This window comes from Streptomyces sp. NPDC048353 (assembly GCF_055587165.1).
On the sequence record NZ_JBVJGU010000009.1, the window covers coordinates 309234 to 326255 of the forward strand.

Here is a 17022-nt window from a genome sequence, read left to right on the forward strand (position 1 = left end):
CGCGCGGGTCGGTTCGGAGGCGGGGCGGGCGGGTTACGCGAGGGGCGGCTGGGCCGTCGAGCCGCGGACGACGAGCTCCGGTTCGAACAGAAGCTCGCCCGAGTGGGTCTGGGATCCCTGGATCTGGGCGCAGAGCAGCTCCACCGCGGCCCGGCCCATCGCCTCGATGGGCTGGCGGACGGTGGAGAGGGGCGGCTCGGTGCAGTTCATGAAGGCGGAGTCGTCGAAACCGACGACCGAGACGTCGGAGGGAACGCCGAGGCCGCGGCGGCGCGCGGCCCTGATCGCGCCGAGGGCGAGCGGGTCGCTCGCGCACACGATGCCGGTCACACCGCGCTCCCACAGCCGCGCGGCGGCCGCCTGTCCGCCCTCCAGGGAGAACATCGACCGCTCGACGAACTCCTCGGACAGCTTCCGGCCGGCGGCCTTCGACGCGGCGCGGGCGGCTTCCAGCTTGCGGCGGGACGGGACGTGGTCGGCGGGGCCGAGGACCAGGCCGATCCGCTCGTGGCCGAGCGAGGCGAGGTGGCGCCACGCCTGTTCGACGGCGACGGCGTCGTCGCAGGAGACGCAGGGGAAGTCGAGGCCCTCGATGGGGGCGTTGATCAGGACGACGGGGATCTTGCGCTCGGCGAGCTGGCGGTAGTGGTCGTGCGGGGCGTCGGCCTGGGCGAAGAGTCCACCGGCGAAGACGACGCCGGAGACCTGCTGCTGGAGCAGCAGCTCCACGTAGTCGGCCTCCGAGACGCCGCCCTTGGTCTGCGTGCACAGCACGGGTGTCAGCCCCTGCTGGGCCAGCGCGCCGCCGATCACCTCCGCGAACGCGGGAAAGATCGGGTTCTGCAGCTCGGGCAGGACCAGCCCGACCAGACGCGCGCGCTCGCCGCGCAGCTGGGTGGGCCGCTCGTACCCCAGCACGTCCAGGGCGGTCAGCACGGACTGCCGGGTCGCGTCGGAGACACCCGGCTTGCCATTGAGCACCCGGCTGACCGTGGCCTCGCTGACCCCCACCTTCTTGGCCACCTGAGCAAGTCGTCGCGTCATACACGCAAGCGTAGCGCAAGCCCCGCAAGAATTTTGCGGCCGTGTGGGCATCGGCATGATCCGATCACCGCCACATGAGTATGCGTACTCATGTGCGGAAGGATCGGCGGCGGCAGACTTCCGGATCTATGACGGATCGTCAAGGAGTGCGCATGACTCGGTGGAAGAAGGCTGCGGCGACGACGGCTCTGATGGTCGTCGGGCTGACGGGCACGGCGGCGGGGCCGGCGGTGGCGTCGGCCGACGTCCTGCTGCCTCACCCCGGCCCTGAGGGTCTGGTGTGGGTGCCGGAGAGGACCGGAGACGGCGGCGTCGTCTCGGCCGGCGCGTGGGACAGTCTGCCGACGGTCCTCACGGTGGCGTGCGAGGGCGGGGGCGACGTACGCGTGACCATGGAGTCCCAGGGCACGGAGGTCGCCGCGTTCTCCGTCGACTGCCCCGCCGGCACGGCGGGAACGGGCTCGGTGACCATGGACGCGGGCGTGGTCCGGTCGGGATCCTTCGCGATCGGCGTGGACGCGTCGACGGAGGACGTCCGGTGGGCCCTGACGGTGACCCAGCCGGAGTAGGTCCGCCCGCGGACACCCCGGCCGTCACCTCGCGCGGCCGGGGACCGGGGTCGTCACACGCCTCCGTCATGCCCGGGCACGGGGAGGCCGGGCCGAGGGGCGCGGGGGCTCGGCTTCCCGGGGAGGGGAGGCCGTGGTGTACGAAGGCTCTGTGAACGAACAGATCGAGGCCTCCACCGTCCGCGTGTTCATAGCGCTCGCCCCGCCCGACGAGGCGAAGGACGAACTGGCGCGGGCGCTGCGGCCCGCCTACGACGCGTACCCGGGCATGCGGTGGAACCGCATCGAGGACTGGCACATCACCCTGGCGTTCCTCGGCGAGCTGCCGGTGAGCGCCGTCCCGCACCTGCGGGCGCCGCTGGCGCGCCTCGCGGCGGGGCGTCCGCCGCTGCGGCTGGCCCTGCGGGGCTCCGGGTGCTTCGACGAGCGCGTGCTGTGGAGCGGTGTCGACGGAGACCTCGAAGGGCTCCACCTGCTGGCCACCGAGGTCCGTGCCGCAGTCAGGGAGTGCGGGATCCCGTTCGAGGAACGGCCGCTGCGGCCCCATCTGACGCTCGCCCGGGCCCGTCGCGACGACTCGACGAGCGTGGTGGAGGCCGCTTCCGGACTCGCCGCCTTCGAGGGCCGTCCCTGGCCCGCCGAGCGGTTGCATCTGGTCGGCAGCAACTACGGCCGGGGGCCGGGGCCGATCCGCTACCGCGACATCGACGCCTGGCCCTTCGGCGCTCCGGCCCGCGAGACCGAGGGCGGCGGGAAGCCGTGCCGCACCACGACCTGACCCGACCGGTCCGGTCCGGGTACGGAGATACGGCCGGGGGGGCCCCGGGGGGCCCCCCGCGCCCCCCCCCCCCCCGCCGCCGGGGGGGCGCCCGCCCGTGGCGGGCCCGCGCCCGCGCCCCGCCCCCGACCGCCCCCCCGGGAGGGCGGCACCCCGCCCCCCCCCCCGCCCCCCCCCCCCGGCGCCGGGCGGGGGCGGCACCCCGGGCCGGGGCCCCGGGGCTCCCCCCGGGCCCCCCCGGCCGTACCGGCGGCGGTGAGGCCGCCGTCATGTGGCGAGCAGTCGCTCGGTCACCTCGCGGTACGTACGCAGGGTGAGCCGGAGCCGTTCGGTGTCCACGCCTCCCTCGCCCGAGGCGCCCTTGCCCTGCCAGCCCTCCCGGAGCGCGGCGCGGCGGTCCTGGAGGGAGGCGATGAGCTGCTTCTCCACCTCGTCCAGGACCTCCGCCGCCTCGGCGACGGCGTCGTGCGGCGAGTCGACGAACCCGGCGAGCGCGTGGTGCATGCGCCGGCCGAGCCGGTCCCGGTCGGTGCCGTCGAGCAGCGGCTCGGGCGCCGCACCGCCCTGTCCCTGACCGTGGGCCCGATCCGAGCCCTGCGCGAGACCGCCGTCAGCGGCCGGGCCGGTACCGTAACCGGGGTCCGCTGCCGGGCTGGTACCGAAACCGGACTCCGTCCCCGGGGCGGTGCCCGGACCGTGACCGGCGCCGGGACCCTGGCCCGGGTCGGTGCCCGCCCCGGCACCCGGGGCACGATCCGTGTCGCGATCGGAGCCCGAGGCGGTGCCCGGGACGAAACCGAGGCCGGAACCCGGGCCCGTGCCCACTCCGGAGGCGCGGCCGGCGCCCCTGCCCGGCTCCTTGCGCGTCGACACAGCGGAGGCGTGGTGCGCGCCGTTCCCCGGATGGGCACCGCGCCCGTCACCACCCCGCTCGCCGGGCCCGGGAGCCGGGCCGGCGTGCGCGAGCGGGTCCGTCGTGGTCCGTCCGCGCGGCGCGGCGGGGGCCACGGCGGGGGTCGGCTGAGGACTCCCGTCGTTCCGGCCCGTGGCGCCGGGTTCGTCGGACGGTGCGGCGGACAGAGGGGACTGGGCGAGCGGTGTCGCCGGGGCTCCGGCGGCGCCCGGGACCGGCGGTGTGGGCGGCGGCGGAGGCGGCGGGGCCGCTGCTTCGTGCCGGGGGTCGGCTCCGGTCCGGTCGTCCGTCCACTGGTCCCGGTTCTCGCGTGCCATCAGGCACCACTTCCCTTCGGCTTGAGCAGGTGACCGCGGCTGTGCGCGGTCGTCCGGTGCGGGCGGGCCGACACGCCGGCCGAGGGTCCGGCCGTCGTCAGGTCGTCGAAGAGGGCACGCGCGTGGAGCAGGGCCTTGCGCAGTTCGTCGGTGGACGCGGACTCGGTGTGCGCGGCCCGGCGGGCCGTGCGCAGCCCCTCCACGTGACGCGGGTGGTGCACCGACAGGGCGTCGAGCTGGTCGTCGTGGCGGTCACCGGCCGGGAAGCCCCGGGTCGCGGCGATCCGCGAGAGGAGCTGGACGGCGTCGGTGACGGCCTGCCGAGGGGCGTCGACGAAGCGTTCCTGGAGGGTGGTCCACTGAGCGGTGTACTGCTCGCGGGCGGCGGGTTCCAGGGGCAACGGCCGGATGTGGCCGTGGCGTTCGACCCGGTCGAGCAGGTCGTGATGGGCGGCCTCGGTGTCGCCGCCGTGGCGTTCGAGGGTGCGGTCGTACTCGGGGCCGAAGCGCCGCTTGAGGGAGCGCTTGCCGCTCCCCGGCCCCGTGCGGGCCCGGAGGGCGAGACCGGCCACCAGCAGCACCGCGGCGACCGCCGCGATGATGAGGACAATGGTCAGGGTCGACATGGTTGCCTTCCTGGATCGTGACTCCTGGCTGGCTGTTCGTCACTGCTTGCAGAGCGCTCTGCCGGTTCGGCTTGCCGCATATCGAGGGGTCAAACCCGAAGCGGCCCGGCCCTCTCCGGGAAGGGGCCGGGCGTGCGGGATCCACGATCCTGGCCGGATACCCTCACCAGGCGCGCGGCGTCGGGAGCCGCCGGAACTCGGCGTTCACCGAGGCGATCCGGCTGCCCCCGGGCGGGAGCCGGCGCGACCGAACGGGCGGAACGAGAGGGACAGCGGTGGACGGCGAGGCGAAGGCGATGGCACGGGCGGAGAAGGCCCTGGCCGCTCTGCGGGCGAACGGTGCGGTGCGGTCCGCCGACCCCTTCACCTCCGACGCACTCGACGCGTGGCCGATCCCCGTCCCCGCGGCGGTCCGCCGGGTACTGCTGGAGACCGGGGGCATCGCCACCGGGCCCGCCGCGGACGGGTCCGCGGGCGGCGACACGTACCGCTTCGGGCCGGAAGCCCGCCTCGCCCCGCGGGCGTTCCGAAGCGGCTACTGGACCCTCGGCGAGCGTCGCGCCGACCACCTCGGGGTGCTCGTGGGGGTCGACGGGGCGGACCGCGACGACTGGGGGCCTGTGCTGGCGGCGTCGTTCGGCGAGGACGGTGACGTGTGGGTGCTGGCCCCGACCTTCACGGACTGGCTGGCCGGGCTCGTCGACCCGACTCCCCCTCCCGCCGCCGCGACGAGCGGGTGCCACGACGGCGGCGGCACGGCGTGCGTGACCGCGGTGCCCAGCGTGGCGGTGGCCGAGGGCCCCGACGCCGAACTCGCCGCGCTCGTCGGCCGCGGGGACCAGCTGACGGACGTGGTGGACCTGGCCGCGGTGCCCGACTACCCGTGCCGGGTGCGCTGGGAGCCGTACTACTCCCTGGAGTTCGAGACCGCGGACACCGGCGGCAGCGAGGTCGAGGCGGCCTTCTCCGGAGGCGGCCGGCTGCTGCTGATCCGCAGCGTGGTCAGCGGCGACTTCCTGGGCCGGTCCGTCCGCCGGCACACCGTGCCGTCCGACGCGCCGGCCCGCGCGATCGCCGAACTGCGTGCGCTGGCCGAGGAGTTTCCGGAGCGGGTGGAGCTGGAGCCCGGCTGCCCGGACGCCGAGAGGGGCGCCTGGCCCGTCACCGTGCCGGCGGAGCTTCGGGAGGTGTTCCGGGAGATCGGCGCGGTCCGCGTCAGCGGTCTGCCGGACCTGATCCTGCTGCCCGGCGCCAAGGAGCACGAGGTCACGCCGGAGACGCACGCCATGCTGGGCGGCGACGGGACGTACTGGCCGCTCGCCCGGGTCGACTACGGCCCCTACGCGGCGCTGGCACAGATCCGGATCGACCCGGACACGGGAGCGTGGGGGTGTGCGGTGTCGGTGATGTCCACGCCGGGGACGCTGCGCGAGTTCCCCGATCTCACCCTGATCGCCGAGTCCCTGCCCGACCTGCTGCTGACCTACGCGCGGCTCGCCAGGGAAGCCGCGGCGCGTGAGCGCGCGGGCGGGACGTGGCGGCCGGAGGCCCCTTGGATGTTCCCCAACACCGGGGAGGCGTGGCCCCGCCCGGTGCCGGTCGAGGAGTGGGCCGGGTCGGCCGATCCGCTGCTGGCGGCCGCGTCGGCGCTTCCGCCGGGCACGCACGCCGTGGACCTGCGCGGGGTGCCGGTGCCGGCGGACGTCTCCTTCCACCGGGCGGAGAGCTGGCCCTACCGGCACCCGCTGAAACGGCTCACGTTCCCGGGCGCGGGCACGCTGGTGGTGGCCGAACTCGAAGAGCGCCCGTGAGGAACGGCGCCACCGAGGACGGGTTAAGGCCGTGTCCGTCCCCGTCACTTGACGGAGCCCGCCATCACCCCCTGGACGAAGTGCCGCTGGAAGGCGAAGAAGACCACGACCGGGACGATCAGGGAGAGGAACGCGCCGGGTGCCAGGACATCGATGTTGCTGCCGAACTGCCGTACCTGTGACTGGAGTTCCACGGTCAGCGGCTGGGAGGAGCTGTCCGCGAACAGCAGCGCCACCAGCATGTCGTTCCAGACCCAGAGGAACTGGAAGATCGCCAGGCTCGCGAGGGCGGGCCGTCCGACCGGCAGGACGAGCCGGGTGAAGATGCGCCACTCGCTGCCCCCGTCCATCCGGGCGGCCTCCAGCATCTCGCGCGGGATGTCGGCGAAGTAGTTGCGCAGCAGGAAGATCGCGAACGGCAGTCCGTAGGCGACGTGGAAGAGCACCACGCCGGGGATCGTGCCGAACAGGCCCAGCTGACCGAAGAGTTTGGCGACGGGCAGCAGGCCCACCTGGACGGGCACCACCAGGAGCGCGACGACCAGCAGGAAGATCCAGTCGCGGCCGGGGAACTCCAGCCAGGCGAAGGCGTATCCGGCGAGTGCGGCGAGGACGACGACGAGCACGGTCGTCGGCACGGAGATGAGCACCGTGTTCCAGAAGGCGCGGGTGAGGCCCGCGTTGGCCAGGACGGCCGTGTAGTTGTCGAAGGACAGCTGACCGGGTGCGGCCAGCGCGGTCCACCAGCCGCTCGACGCGCTGTCGTCGGGCGAGCGCAGCGAGGAGAGCAGCAGTCCGGCGACGGGGGTGACCCAGATCAGGCCGACGACCGCGAGGAACGCCTGGACCAGCCCGTTGCCGAGCCAGCGGCGGAGCCGGCCGCCCGGGGCCCGGCGCGGCGCCGTCCGCGGAGGTGCGCCGGGGCCGGACGGCGGGGCGGGGCGCTTCGACGGGGCCGGGGTGACGGTCGCGCTCATGACTGGCTCCTGCGGAAGCGGCGGACGTTGAAGACCATGGCGGGGATCACCAGCAGCAGGAGCAGGACGCCGAGGGCGCTGCCGAGTCCCTGGTTGTTGCCGCCGCCGAAGGAGACGAGCCACATCTGGGTGGCGAGGACGGTGGCGTCCTCCTGCACCGGACCGGGGGCGATGATGTAGATGAGGTCGAAGACCTTCATCACGTTGATCACCAGGGTGACGAAGACGACCGTGAGGACGGGTGCCAGCAGGGGGACGGTGATCTTGCGGAACACCTGCCATTCGCTCGCCCCGTCCATCCGGGCGGCCTCCAGGGCGTCCCGTGGGAGGGAGGAGAGACCGGCGCCGATGAGGACCATGGCGAAACCGGTCCAGATCCACAGGTACGCGCCGATGATCGCCGGGGTGACGAGGGCGGGACCGAGCCAGGAGACGCCTTCGTAGGGCGGCGCGAAGTTCGCCGCGGTCAGCCGCACGGTGTACGTGTCCCCCGCGTCGAGGCCGGTGAGGCGGTACGAACCGTCCGGCGCCGTCGTCGCCGTGGCGGCCGTCCTCCCGTCCCGTACGGCCTCCACCGTCAGGCCCGGCAGGCCGCGTTCGGCCGGGTCGACGACGCCGGGCCGGCCCCCGCCGCCGGGGGTGAAGTCGAGGAAGACGGCGCCGCGGACCTCGTCCGCGGCGGCCTTCGCGGGCGCCGCGGGCCGTGCGTCGGCCGGTACGTCCTTGGGGGGCACGCCCACCAGTCCGAGGTCGAGGGTGCCGCCAGGGGAGACGGCGGCGGTCGTGCGGTACGACCCGTCCGGGGCCTTGGCGACGCCCTGCCCTTCGCGCACCCGGGCGCTGGGGTAGGAGGCGGTGTCGGTGAAGGCGTCGTGCACGCCCACCACGGCCGCGTTGAGGACGCCCTTGTCGGGGTCCTCCTCGTAGGCGAGCCGGAAGATGATGCCCGCGGCGAGGAAGGAGACGGCCATCGGCATGAAGAGCAGCAGCTTGAAGGCGGTGGCCCAGCGGACCTTCTCCACCAGCACGGCGAGGATCAGCCCGAGGCCGGTGAGCAGGGTGGGGGCGACGACGACCCAGAGGGCGCTGTTGCGGATCGCGGTCAGCGTGGCCGGGTCGCGGAGCATCTCGGTGTAGTTCTCGCCGCCGACGAACCGGCTGCCGGAGGCGTCGAAGAAGCTGCGGCCGACGGAGAAGAGGACGGGGTAGACGACCAGCGCGCCGAGGAGCAGCAGCGCCGGCAGGACGAAGGCGACGGCGACGGTCCGCCGGCGGCGCTGGGCGCGCCGCCGGGGACTCGCGGCCCCCACGGGTGGGGTGAGGGTGGTCATGTCCGTCAGCCCTTGTAGGCCTTGGCCGCGGCGGCTTCGAGCGCGGCCGCGGTCGCCGCCGGGTCGGAGGGGTCGCGCAGGAAGTCCTGGAGCAGCTTCCACTCCCCCACGCCCTTGGTGCCGCCGAAGGAGGCCGGGGCCTGGTCCGACATGTCGAAGCGCACCGAGTCCCCGGCGTCGATCAGCGACTTGGCGGTCTCGCGGAGGGTGTCGTCGCCGTAGGAGGAGAGGTCCAGCTTCTTGTTGGGAGAGAGGAATCCGCCGGCCTCGGCCCAGACGGCGGCGGCCTCGGGGGTGGCGAGGTACTCCAGGAAGGCGGTCGCCGCCTTCTGGTTCTTGCCGTCGGCCAGGACGACGGCGGCGTCACCGCCGCTGACGACGGGGGCCTTGCCGCCCGTGACGGCGGGGAAGGGGAAGAACGTGGCGTCCTGGCCGATCTTCCGGCCGAACTGGTCCTTGGCGATGCCGGCGACGAAGTCGCCCTCGTACACCATGCCCGCCTCGGGGTCGGGGCCGAAGACCTTCTCGACGGAGCCGGGGAAGTCGGTGCCGAGCGCGCCCTTCTGGCCGCCGGCCAGCAGCTTCGGGTCGGAGAACAGCGCGCCGAGGGTGGTGAGGGCCTTGACGACGGACGGGTCGGTCCAGCTGATCTCGTGCCGGGCGAGCCGGTCGTACTTCTCGGGGCCCGCCTGGGAGAGGTAGACGTTCTCGAACCAGTCGGTGAGGGTCCAGCCGTCCTCGCCGGCGACCGCGAAGGCGGGCAGGCCGGAGTCGGAGACCGCCTGGGCGCTCCGGAGCATCTCCTCGTACGTCTTGGGCGGCTTGACGCCCGCCTGTTCGAACGCCTCGGGGCTGTACCAGACGGTCGACTTGTGGGCCGCCTTGAAGTACAGGCCGTAGAGCTTGCCGTCGACGGAGCCGTACTCCTCCCAGACGGGGGCGTAGTTGGTGTCGACGGCCTTCGCGGTGGGCGCGGAGAGCGGCTTGAGCCAGTTCTTCTCGGCGAACTGCCGGAGGACGCCGACCTGCGGGACCATCACGACGTCGGGGGCGTTGCCGCCCTCGATCTTGCTGCCGACGACGGTGGAGACGTTGTCGCCGGTCGAGGTGAAGCGGGTCGCGGCGCCGGTCTTCTCGGTGAAGGCGTCGAGCACCTTCTGGAAGTTCTTCTGCTCGGCGCCGGACCAGACGCCGGCCACGTTCAGGGTCTGGCCGGCGAGTTCCTTGCCGCCGCCGCCCGCGCTGACCGGGCCGCCGCCGCAGGCGGTCGCCCCCAGCGCCAGGGTGAGGGCGGAGCAGCACGCCATCGCCGTGCGTCGTCGTATGGTCATGGTCATACCTCCGAGGTGGTGTGGTCGCCGATCCACCAGGCGGCGGTGGATCCGGGCAGGACGCCGTCCGGGCAGGGGCCGCTGGACAGCAGGGGGGCGCCGGAGACGGGTGCGGGCACCGGCGCTCCGGTGAAGTTGACGGCGCAGACGAAGCCTTCGCCGCGCACGAAGGCGAGGACGCCGGGGGGCGCCTCCAGCCAGCGCAGCGTGCCTTCGCCCAACTGCGGCAGGCCGCCGCGCAGTTGCAGACCGTCGCGGTAGAGGTGCCAGAAGGAGCGGGTGTCGGCGAGGGCTCGGTCGGTGGCGTGTGCGGCGAACCAGCCGGGCTGCGGCAGCCACGGTTTGGCGCTCTCGGCACCGGTGCTGAAGCCGAACGGCGAGGCGTGCCCGGACCAGGGCAGCGGGACGCGGCAGCCGTCGCGGATCCGCGCCCGGCTGCCGGTGCGCCGGAAGATGGGGTCGGTGAGGACCTCGTCCGGGAGGTCGACGACCTCCGGGAGGCCGAGCTCCTCGCCCTGGTAGATGTAGGCGGCGCCGGGGAGCGCCAGCATGAGCAGCGCGGCGGCGCGCGCCCGGGCGGCGCCCAGGCCGCTGCCCTCGGTGCCGGACTCGCCGTAGCGGGTGACGGTACGGACCTGGTCGTGGTTGTTGAGGACCCAGGTGACGGTGGACCCCGTGCCGGCGATGTCGCGCATGGCCTCATCGATCACGGCGCGGAAGGCCTCGGCGTCCCAGGGGGCGCCGAGGAGGTCGAAGAAGAAGGCCTGGTGCAGTTCGTCGGGGCGTACGTACGCGGCCTGCTCCCTGGCGTTCGGGACGGAGACCTCGCCGACGAGGAGCCGCTCGCGTCCGTCGCGGGCGGTGTACTCCTCGCAGACCGACCGCCAGTGCCGCCAGACGTCGTGCACCTCGGGCTGGTTCCAGGCGAGCGGGTTGACCGAGTCGCGGGTCCGGGCGTCGGCCTCCGGGTCGGAGGAGTCCGGGAGACCGGGGTGCTTGAAGAGGCCGGCGGCGACGTCGATGCGGAAGCCGTCCACGCCCCGGTCCAGCCAGAAGCGCAGGACGTGCTCGAAGTGGGCGCCCACCTCGGGGTTGCGCCAGTTCAGGTCGGGCTGCTCGGGGGTGAACATGTGGAGGTACCACGGGCCGGGGGTGCCGTCCGCCTCGGTGATCCGGCTCCAGGCGGGGCCGCCGAACATGGCGTGCCAGTTGTTGGGCGGCTCGTCGCCGCCCGGGCCCCGGCCCTCGGCGAAGTGGAACCGGGCGCGGGCCGCGCTGCCGGGGCCGGCGGCGAGCGCCTCGCGGAACCAGGCGTGCTCGCTCGAGCAGTGGTTGGGGACGATGTCCAGCAGGACCTTGATGCCGAGCCGGTGCGCGTCGGCGACGAGGCGGCCGAACTCCTCCAGGTCGCCGTAGACGGGGTCGACGTCGCAGTAGTCAGCGACGTCGTAGCCGTGGTCGGCCTGCGGCGACGGGTAGAAGGGGCTCAGCCAGATGCCGTCGACGCCGAGCTTCTTCAGGTACGGGAATCCGGCGCGGACCCCGGCGAGGTCGCCGATGCCGTCACCGGTGCTGTCCAGGAAGCTGCGGACGTAGACCTGGTAGATCACCGCGTCGCGCCACCAGGGGTGGACGGGGTGGTGTGCGAGGCGCTGCGCGAGGCCGTCGCCGGCGGGAGCTGTGAGCATCACCCGTTGACCTGTTTCTTCGTGAAGGGGTGCACGCCATCCAGAGCGAATAGCGGTTATGCATGCATGTTAGGTAGGAGTGACAAGAGGGTGTCAACGACTGTGCGGAAACCGGCGGCATTTGCGTCTTATGTACGGGTTTGAACCACGCGTCTGAAGGCAGAGGTGTGCCAGGGAGATACCTAACAGGTAACTAGAGCGTCACGAGCCTGACCACGGGGCCCGTGGGCGGCCCGGACCTCGGCCGCGGCCGCGCGGAGGCGGCAGGCGGGGCGGTCAGCGGCGGTGGGCGATGGCCGCGAGTTCCCCGGCGAGCCGCCGTACGGCCGCCTCGGGCGTCTGGTGCTGGGCCATGGCGTCGTGCACGACGGCCTGGACGGCCAGCGTGACCTGTTCGTACCGCGGGCTCTTGGGGCGTGGCTCCGCGGCGAGCACGCTGGCGCGGAGCGCCGGCAGGTAGGGGAAGCGCCGCACCAGCTCCGGGTCCCGGTACAGCGCGGCGCGCACCGGCGGGAGCGCGCCCTCGGTCAGCACCCGGCGCTGCACGGGCTCGCTCGTGAGGTACGCGATGAGGTCGCGCGCCGACTCGGGGTGCCGCGCCTGGCTGCTCACCGCCAGGTTCGACCCGCCCAGCACGCTGGTGCCCGGTCCGTCCGGGCCGGGCAGCGGCACGGCGCCGAACCTCCCCGCCACCGCGGAGTCCGGCCCCGAGGCGCCGGCGTAGGCGTAGGGCCAGTTGCGCAGGAAGAGCAGCCGGCCGTCCTGGAACGCCCGCCGGGACTCCTCCTCCGTGTACGTCAGCGCCTCGCGGGGGATCCAGCCGTCACGGACGCCCCGGGCGAGGAATCCGATGCCTTCGCGGGCGGCCGCCGACTCCACCGTGACCCGCTCGCCCTCGTCGCCGAGGATGGTGCCGCCCGCGGAGTAGACGGCCTCGGCGGCGTTGACGGTGAGGCCTTCGTAGGGGAGGAACTGCCCGGCGTATCCGCCGAGGCCGTGCCGGGGCGCGAGCGTGCGCGCCTGGCGCTCCAGCTCGGCCCAGGTCCGCGGCGGCCGTTCGCCCTCGCGGGCGAGCACGTCCTTGCGGTAGAAGAGCATCCCGGCGTTGGTGACGTACGGGACGGCGTACAGCTTGCCGTCGTACGTCGCCGTGTCCACGACCGGTCGCAGGAAGCCGTCGAGCGGGAGCCGCGCCCGGTCCACCGGCGCGATCCAGCCGGCGGCGGCGAACTCCGTGGTCCAGGCCACGTCGATGTTGAGGACGTCGAAGCGGCCCGCGCCCGATCGGAGATCGGTGATCATCTGGGCCCGGGTCTCGTCCGCCGCGTCGGGCAGCTCGACCAGGGTGACCCGTTCGTCCGGGTGTGCCCGGTTCCATCCGTCGAGCACACGGCCGAGATAGCCGGTGAGGTCACCGGCCGTGGCCAGGGTCATCGGGCCCCGCCCGCCCCCGCGCTCCCCGGCCGCCGGGCCGGCGCCGGAGGTGACGTAACCGGTCAGGACGATCATGACGACCAGGAGACCCCTACCCGCGGCACGCATCCACCGCATAGGTTCCTCCCTGTACACCGGCGCAGGACCTCGGCGTCCCGCGTCTCGGGCATGTATACCCGTTAGGCATGGGCGATACTAGAGCCCACATCACATCGGGAGCCGGGAGCCGGCGGAGGAGGAGAGCACGCGTGCGCCTTCCGCTCCTCGCTCTCCTGGCGCGCGGACCCGCCCACGGCTACGAGCTCAAGCAGGACCTTGAGCAACTGCTGGGCGCCGCGTACCCTCCCACCAACGTCGGCCAGATCTATGTGACGCTGGGCCGGCTGGAGAAGTCCGGCCTCATCGAGGGCGAGGAGATCGCCCAGGAGAGCCGGCCCAACAAGAAGATCTACCGCCTCACCGATGCCGGGCAGGAAGCACTCCGCGCCTGGTTCGAGGAGACGGCCGACGAACCGAGGGTCCGGGACGAGTTCTTCATGAAGCTCGCCCTCGCCCCGAGGACCGGCCTCGCCGACCAGATCGCCCTCATCAACAAACAGCGACGCGAGTATCTGAACACCATGCGCAACCTGTCCAAGCTGGCCGCGACCGAAGACCGGGACAACCGCATAGCCCACCTGCTGATCGAAGGCGCCATGCTGCATCTGCAGGCCGACCTCGACTGGCTGGAGCGCTGCCAGGAGGAACTGGAGGACCTGCGGTGACGGACCCCTCCGCGCCGTCCGCCCCGTCGGCGGGAGCCGCAGGGCCCGAGGCCCCCGGCTCCGCCGTGCCGCTGCTGCGCGCGGAGGGGCTGACCAAGACCCACCACGGCGAGGGCGCCCCCGCCCATGCCGTGCGCGGCGTCGACCTCACCGTGCGGCAGGGCGAGTTCGTCGCCGTCACCGGCCCCTCGGGCGCCGGGAAGTCCACCCTGCTGCACCTCCTCGGCGGTCTCCAGCGGCCCGACAGCGGCTCCCTGTGGCTCGACGGGGAGCGCACCGACGGCTACAGCGAGGCCCGGTGGGCCGTCGAACGGCGACGCCGCATCGGCATCGTCTTCCAGTTCTTCAACCTCGTCTCCAACCTCACCGTCGCCGACAACGTCGAGCTGCCCGCCCTGCTGGCCGGTGCCTCCGCCCGGCAGGCCCGCGCCGAGCGCGAGACGCTCCTCGCCGATCTCGGCCTGGACGGCAAGGCCCGCAGCATGCCCGGCGAACTGTCCGGCGGGGAGCAGCAGCGCGTCGCGCTCGCCCGCGCCCTCGTCAACCATCCGCGGCTGCTCCTGGCCGACGAGCCGGCCGGCAGCCTCGACAGCAAGGGCACCCGCGAGGTGATGCGGCTGCTGACCCGCTTCCACCAGCGCGGCCAGAGCATCGTCCTCGTCACGCACGACGCGCGACTCGCCAGCGCCGCGGACCGGGTGATCAGCTTCTTCGACGGCCGCATAGCCGACGACGCCGAGCTGGGCTCGACGCCGCCGCGCGGCACCGGCCTGTCCGGCGTACTCGCGCTGAACGAACTGAAGGACTGACCGTGCGGGCCATGCTGCGCTGGGCGCACGCCGATCTGCGGACGCACCGGGGCGAGGCGCTGTTCCTCGTCGCGGCCACCGCCGGCATCGTCGCCTCGCTGCTGCTCGCGACCGCCCTCTTCGGGTACGCCACCAACCCCTGGCAGCGGGTCTTCACCCAGTCCCACGGCGCGCACGTCTGGATCCACACCGGCCCCGCCGCCGACACCGGCCGGCTCGCCGCACTCGACGGGGTCGCCGCCGTCTCCGGCCCGTACCGTACGGCCACCACCACGCTCGCCTCGCGCGGCGCCCGCGCGGGCGCCGAACTCCGGGCGACCCCCGCCGACCCGCCCGGGAACGGCCGTCCCGGGGACGAGCGGCGCCCGGACGGAACGCCCGCCGGTGACGAGCCGTCGACGGGCCGCCCGCTGGTGACGTCCGGCCGCTGGCTCGACCCGGCCACCCCCGACGGCGTGGTCCTGGAAGCCGGTCTCGCCCGCGCCCTGTGGGCCGAACCGGGCGACCGCCTCACCCTCCCCGGGCGTACGGTCACCGTCCTCGGCGTCGCCGACACCGCCGAACGCCGCTACCGCGCCGGGGAGCGGCCCGGCACGGTGTGGGCGCTCCCCGGGGCCGTACCGCGGGACCGGACCGGCGGCCAGGTCGTCGGACTCCGGCTGGACGCCCCGGAGGACACCGACTACGCGGTCCAGCGCGTCGTCACCACGCTCGGCGCGGGCGCCGTCACCGACGTCTCCACCTGGCAGCAGGCCCGCGCCGAGGCACAGGGCGACACCCGGCTCCTCGGCCAGGTCCTCGGGCTCTTCGGCGTGGGCGCGCTCGTCGCCGCGGCGCTGGCGGTGTTCGGAGCGATCAGCACCCGGGTCCGCGGGCACCTCCGGGACATCTCCGTCCTCAAGGCCGTCGGCTTCACCCCCGGCCAGGTCGTCCGGATCTTCCTCGCCCAGCACCTGGCGTTCGCCGTCCTCGGCGCCGCCCTCGCCGTGCTGCTCGTCCGGAGCGCGGGCGGCCGGCTGCCGGGGCGGCTCGGCGACGCGGTCGAGGTCTGGCAAGGACTCCCGGGCCACCTTCCGGCGCTGCTGCTCGTACCCGTCGCGGCCGTGCTGTTCATCGGCGCGGCCACCTCCCTGGCCGCCTGGCGAGCGGGCCGCGTCCCTCCCGTACCGGTGCTGCCCTCCGCCGCGCCGGGCCGGAGACCATCGCGCCCGGCCGCCGGGCTCGGAGGTGTCCTGTCGATCAGGCCGGATCAGGGAGCGGTGCCGGACGCCGCGACCCCGGCAGGATCGGCACGACACCCCCGAGGGCTCTCCCGCGCGGCCAGGAAGGCGCTCGGGCTGGGCGTTCCGCCCGCGCTCGTCCTCGGCTGGCACCACGCCTTCGGGCGCGGGCGGCGCGCCCCGGCCACCATCGTCCGGCTCGCCCTGCCGCTGCTGCTGATCACCGTCGCGCTCGGTGCGTGGACGACCATCGAACGCTTCGACAGCCGGCCCGAGCAGCTCGGCCTGGCCGCCGCGCTCACCGCCCGCCCGGACGCGACCCTCACCGACCGCCAGGCGACCGCCCTCCTGGAGAGCGACCCGGACGTCGTCACCGCCCATCCCGGCCTGGAGGTCGCGGCCCTGGTCCCCGGGCAGACGGGCACCATCGCGCTGCGCGGCCTCGGCACCCGGGCGGAGCCCTACCCGTACTCGCTGGCCGAGGGCCGCCCGGCCCGCGGCCCCGACGAGGCCGTCGCCGGCCAGGGGCTGCTCGACCTCCTCGACGCGCGGGTCGGCGACTGGGTGCGGCTGACCGTCGGCGGCCATCCGCAGGTCCTGCACCTCGTCGGCCGGAGCATCGAACCCGAGAACGGCGGCCGGGTGATCTCGACCTCACTCGACACCCTGCGCGAGAACGACCCGTCGCTGCGTCCCACGACGTACCAGCTCCAACTGCGCCCGGGAGCGGATCCGCGCGCGGTCCGCGATCACCTGGCCGAGGCCTCACGGGGGCGGCTCGACCTCCGCGAGGTCACCAGCCCCGCCGACCACCTCGCCGCGCTGCGCGGTGTCGCCGTCGGTCTGATCGCCGTGCTGGCGCTGATCGGGCTCACGGAGCTGTCCACAACGATCGGCGGCAGCGTGCGGGACGGCGGGCGCGACCTGCTGGCGTTGAAGGCCATCGGCCTGTCCCCGCGCCAGATCACCACGGTCACCGTCACGGCCGTCGGCTGCACCGCCCTGGCCGCCGCCCTCGCCGGTACGGCCCTCGGGGTCCCCTTCGCCCACTGGCTGATCGACCACGAGGCGTCGGCCCTCGGCGTCGGGGCCGGCATCGCGCACGCCCCGCCGTTCCTCCAGCTCCTGGCCCTCGCCCTCGCGGCTGTCGCGGGCGCGGTCGCCCTCGCCGTGCTGCCCGCCGCCCGTGCCACCCGCCACCGCCTGGCCGACACCCTCAGCGCCGTCGCCTGACCGTCGCCCGGGCGGCCCGCGGATCTCGGGGCGGACGGAAGCGAGGCGGGGGCCCCCCTACCAGGGGGGGGGGGCCCCCGGGGGGTACGGCCCGCCAAACGGGGGGCGGGCGCCCCCCCCCGGGCCCCCGGGGGGGGCGGCCGGGGCCGCCCCACGGGTCGCCGACGCGGAGCCACT

Annotated in this window: 14 protein-coding genes; 6 read left to right on the plus strand and 8 right to left on the minus strand. The window is 74.3% G+C overall.

Annotated elements, in window-relative coordinates:
- Window positions 1–33: 33 nt before the first annotated feature.
- On the minus strand, window positions 34–1044 hold the full coding sequence (locus tag ACZ6RC_RS29265) for a LacI family DNA-binding transcriptional regulator (protein WP_391136621.1): 1011 nt from the start codon (window positions 1042–1044) through the stop codon (window positions 34–36).
- Between the two features lie 152 nt (window positions 1045–1196).
- Between ACZ6RC_RS29265 and ACZ6RC_RS29270 the strand changes: the two genes are divergently transcribed.
- Both ACZ6RC_RS29270 and thpR read left to right on the plus strand, forming a co-directional pair.
- On the plus strand, window positions 1197–1613 hold the full coding sequence (locus ACZ6RC_RS29270) for a hypothetical protein (RefSeq protein WP_469588815.1): 417 nt from the start codon (window positions 1197–1199) through the stop codon (window positions 1611–1613).
- A gap of 151 nt (window positions 1614–1764) precedes the next feature.
- Window positions 1765–2391, plus strand: a complete 627-nt coding sequence (gene thpR / locus ACZ6RC_RS29275; protein WP_469588818.1) for an RNA 2',3'-cyclic phosphodiesterase — start codon at window positions 1765–1767, stop codon at window positions 2389–2391.
- A gap of 267 nt (window positions 2392–2658) precedes the next feature.
- Here thpR and ACZ6RC_RS29280 read toward each other — a convergent pair whose 3' ends face one another.
- Window positions 2659–3621, minus strand: a complete 963-nt coding sequence (locus tag ACZ6RC_RS29280) for a hypothetical protein (protein WP_469588820.1) — start codon at window positions 3619–3621, stop codon at window positions 2659–2661.
- Window positions 3621–4247, minus strand: a complete 627-nt coding sequence (locus ACZ6RC_RS29285; protein WP_391136636.1) for a hypothetical protein — start codon at window positions 4245–4247, stop codon at window positions 3621–3623. The genes ACZ6RC_RS29280 and ACZ6RC_RS29285 overlap by 1 nt, the downstream gene beginning before the upstream one ends.
- A gap of 275 nt (window positions 4248–4522) precedes the next feature.
- Here ACZ6RC_RS29285 and ACZ6RC_RS29290 point away from each other — a divergent pair, with 275 nt between their 5' ends.
- Complete coding sequence (locus ACZ6RC_RS29290; protein ID WP_469588825.1) at window positions 4523–6058, plus strand: hypothetical protein; 1536 nt, start codon at window positions 4523–4525, stop codon at window positions 6056–6058.
- Between the two features lie 44 nt (window positions 6059–6102).
- Here ACZ6RC_RS29290 and ACZ6RC_RS29295 read toward each other — a convergent pair whose 3' ends face one another.
- From ACZ6RC_RS29295 to ACZ6RC_RS29315, 5 genes are all read right to left on the minus strand, one after another.
- Window positions 6103–7035, minus strand: a complete 933-nt coding sequence (locus tag ACZ6RC_RS29295; RefSeq protein WP_469588828.1) for a carbohydrate ABC transporter permease — start codon at window positions 7033–7035, stop codon at window positions 6103–6105.
- Entirely contained in the window at window positions 7032–8366 is a 1335-nt protein-coding gene (locus tag ACZ6RC_RS29300) for a carbohydrate ABC transporter permease (protein WP_469588831.1), read from the minus strand. Before ACZ6RC_RS29300 ends, ACZ6RC_RS29295 begins: the two co-directional genes overlap by 4 nt.
- A 5-nt stretch (window positions 8367–8371) precedes the next feature.
- A complete protein-coding gene (locus ACZ6RC_RS29305; RefSeq protein WP_469588835.1) occupies window positions 8372–9697 on the minus strand; it encodes an ABC transporter substrate-binding protein in 1326 nt (441 codons plus the stop codon).
- A gap of 2 nt (window positions 9698–9699) precedes the next feature.
- Window positions 9700–11385, minus strand: coding sequence for a glycoside hydrolase family 13 protein (locus ACZ6RC_RS29310; RefSeq protein ID WP_469588838.1), 1686 nt, complete (start codon window positions 11383–11385; stop codon window positions 9700–9702).
- A 276-nt stretch (window positions 11386–11661) separates the two neighbouring features.
- Complete coding sequence (locus ACZ6RC_RS29315) at window positions 11662–12936, minus strand: ABC transporter substrate-binding protein (protein WP_391136654.1); 1275 nt, start codon at window positions 12934–12936, stop codon at window positions 11662–11664.
- A gap of 131 nt (window positions 12937–13067) precedes the next feature.
- On the opposite strand from ACZ6RC_RS29315, the gene ACZ6RC_RS29320 reads away from it, so the two are divergent.
- From ACZ6RC_RS29320 to ACZ6RC_RS29330, 3 genes are all read left to right on the plus strand, one after another.
- Window positions 13068–13583: a PadR family transcriptional regulator gene (locus tag ACZ6RC_RS29320; protein WP_391136657.1), complete on the plus strand. Its 516-nt coding sequence runs from the start codon at window positions 13068–13070 to the stop codon at window positions 13581–13583.
- Window positions 13584–13648: 65 nt separating this feature from the next.
- Window positions 13649–14392 (plus strand): ABC transporter ATP-binding protein, encoded by a 744-nt coding sequence (locus ACZ6RC_RS29325; RefSeq protein ID WP_391138501.1) that lies wholly within the window; start codon window positions 13649–13651, stop codon window positions 14390–14392.
- Between the two features lie 2 nt (window positions 14393–14394).
- The gene (locus tag ACZ6RC_RS29330) at window positions 14395–16845 is read left to right on the plus strand and encodes an ABC transporter permease (protein WP_469588843.1); all 2451 of its coding nucleotides are present in this window, start codon (window positions 14395–14397) and stop codon (window positions 16843–16845) included.
- Window positions 16846–17022 lie beyond the last annotated feature (177 nt).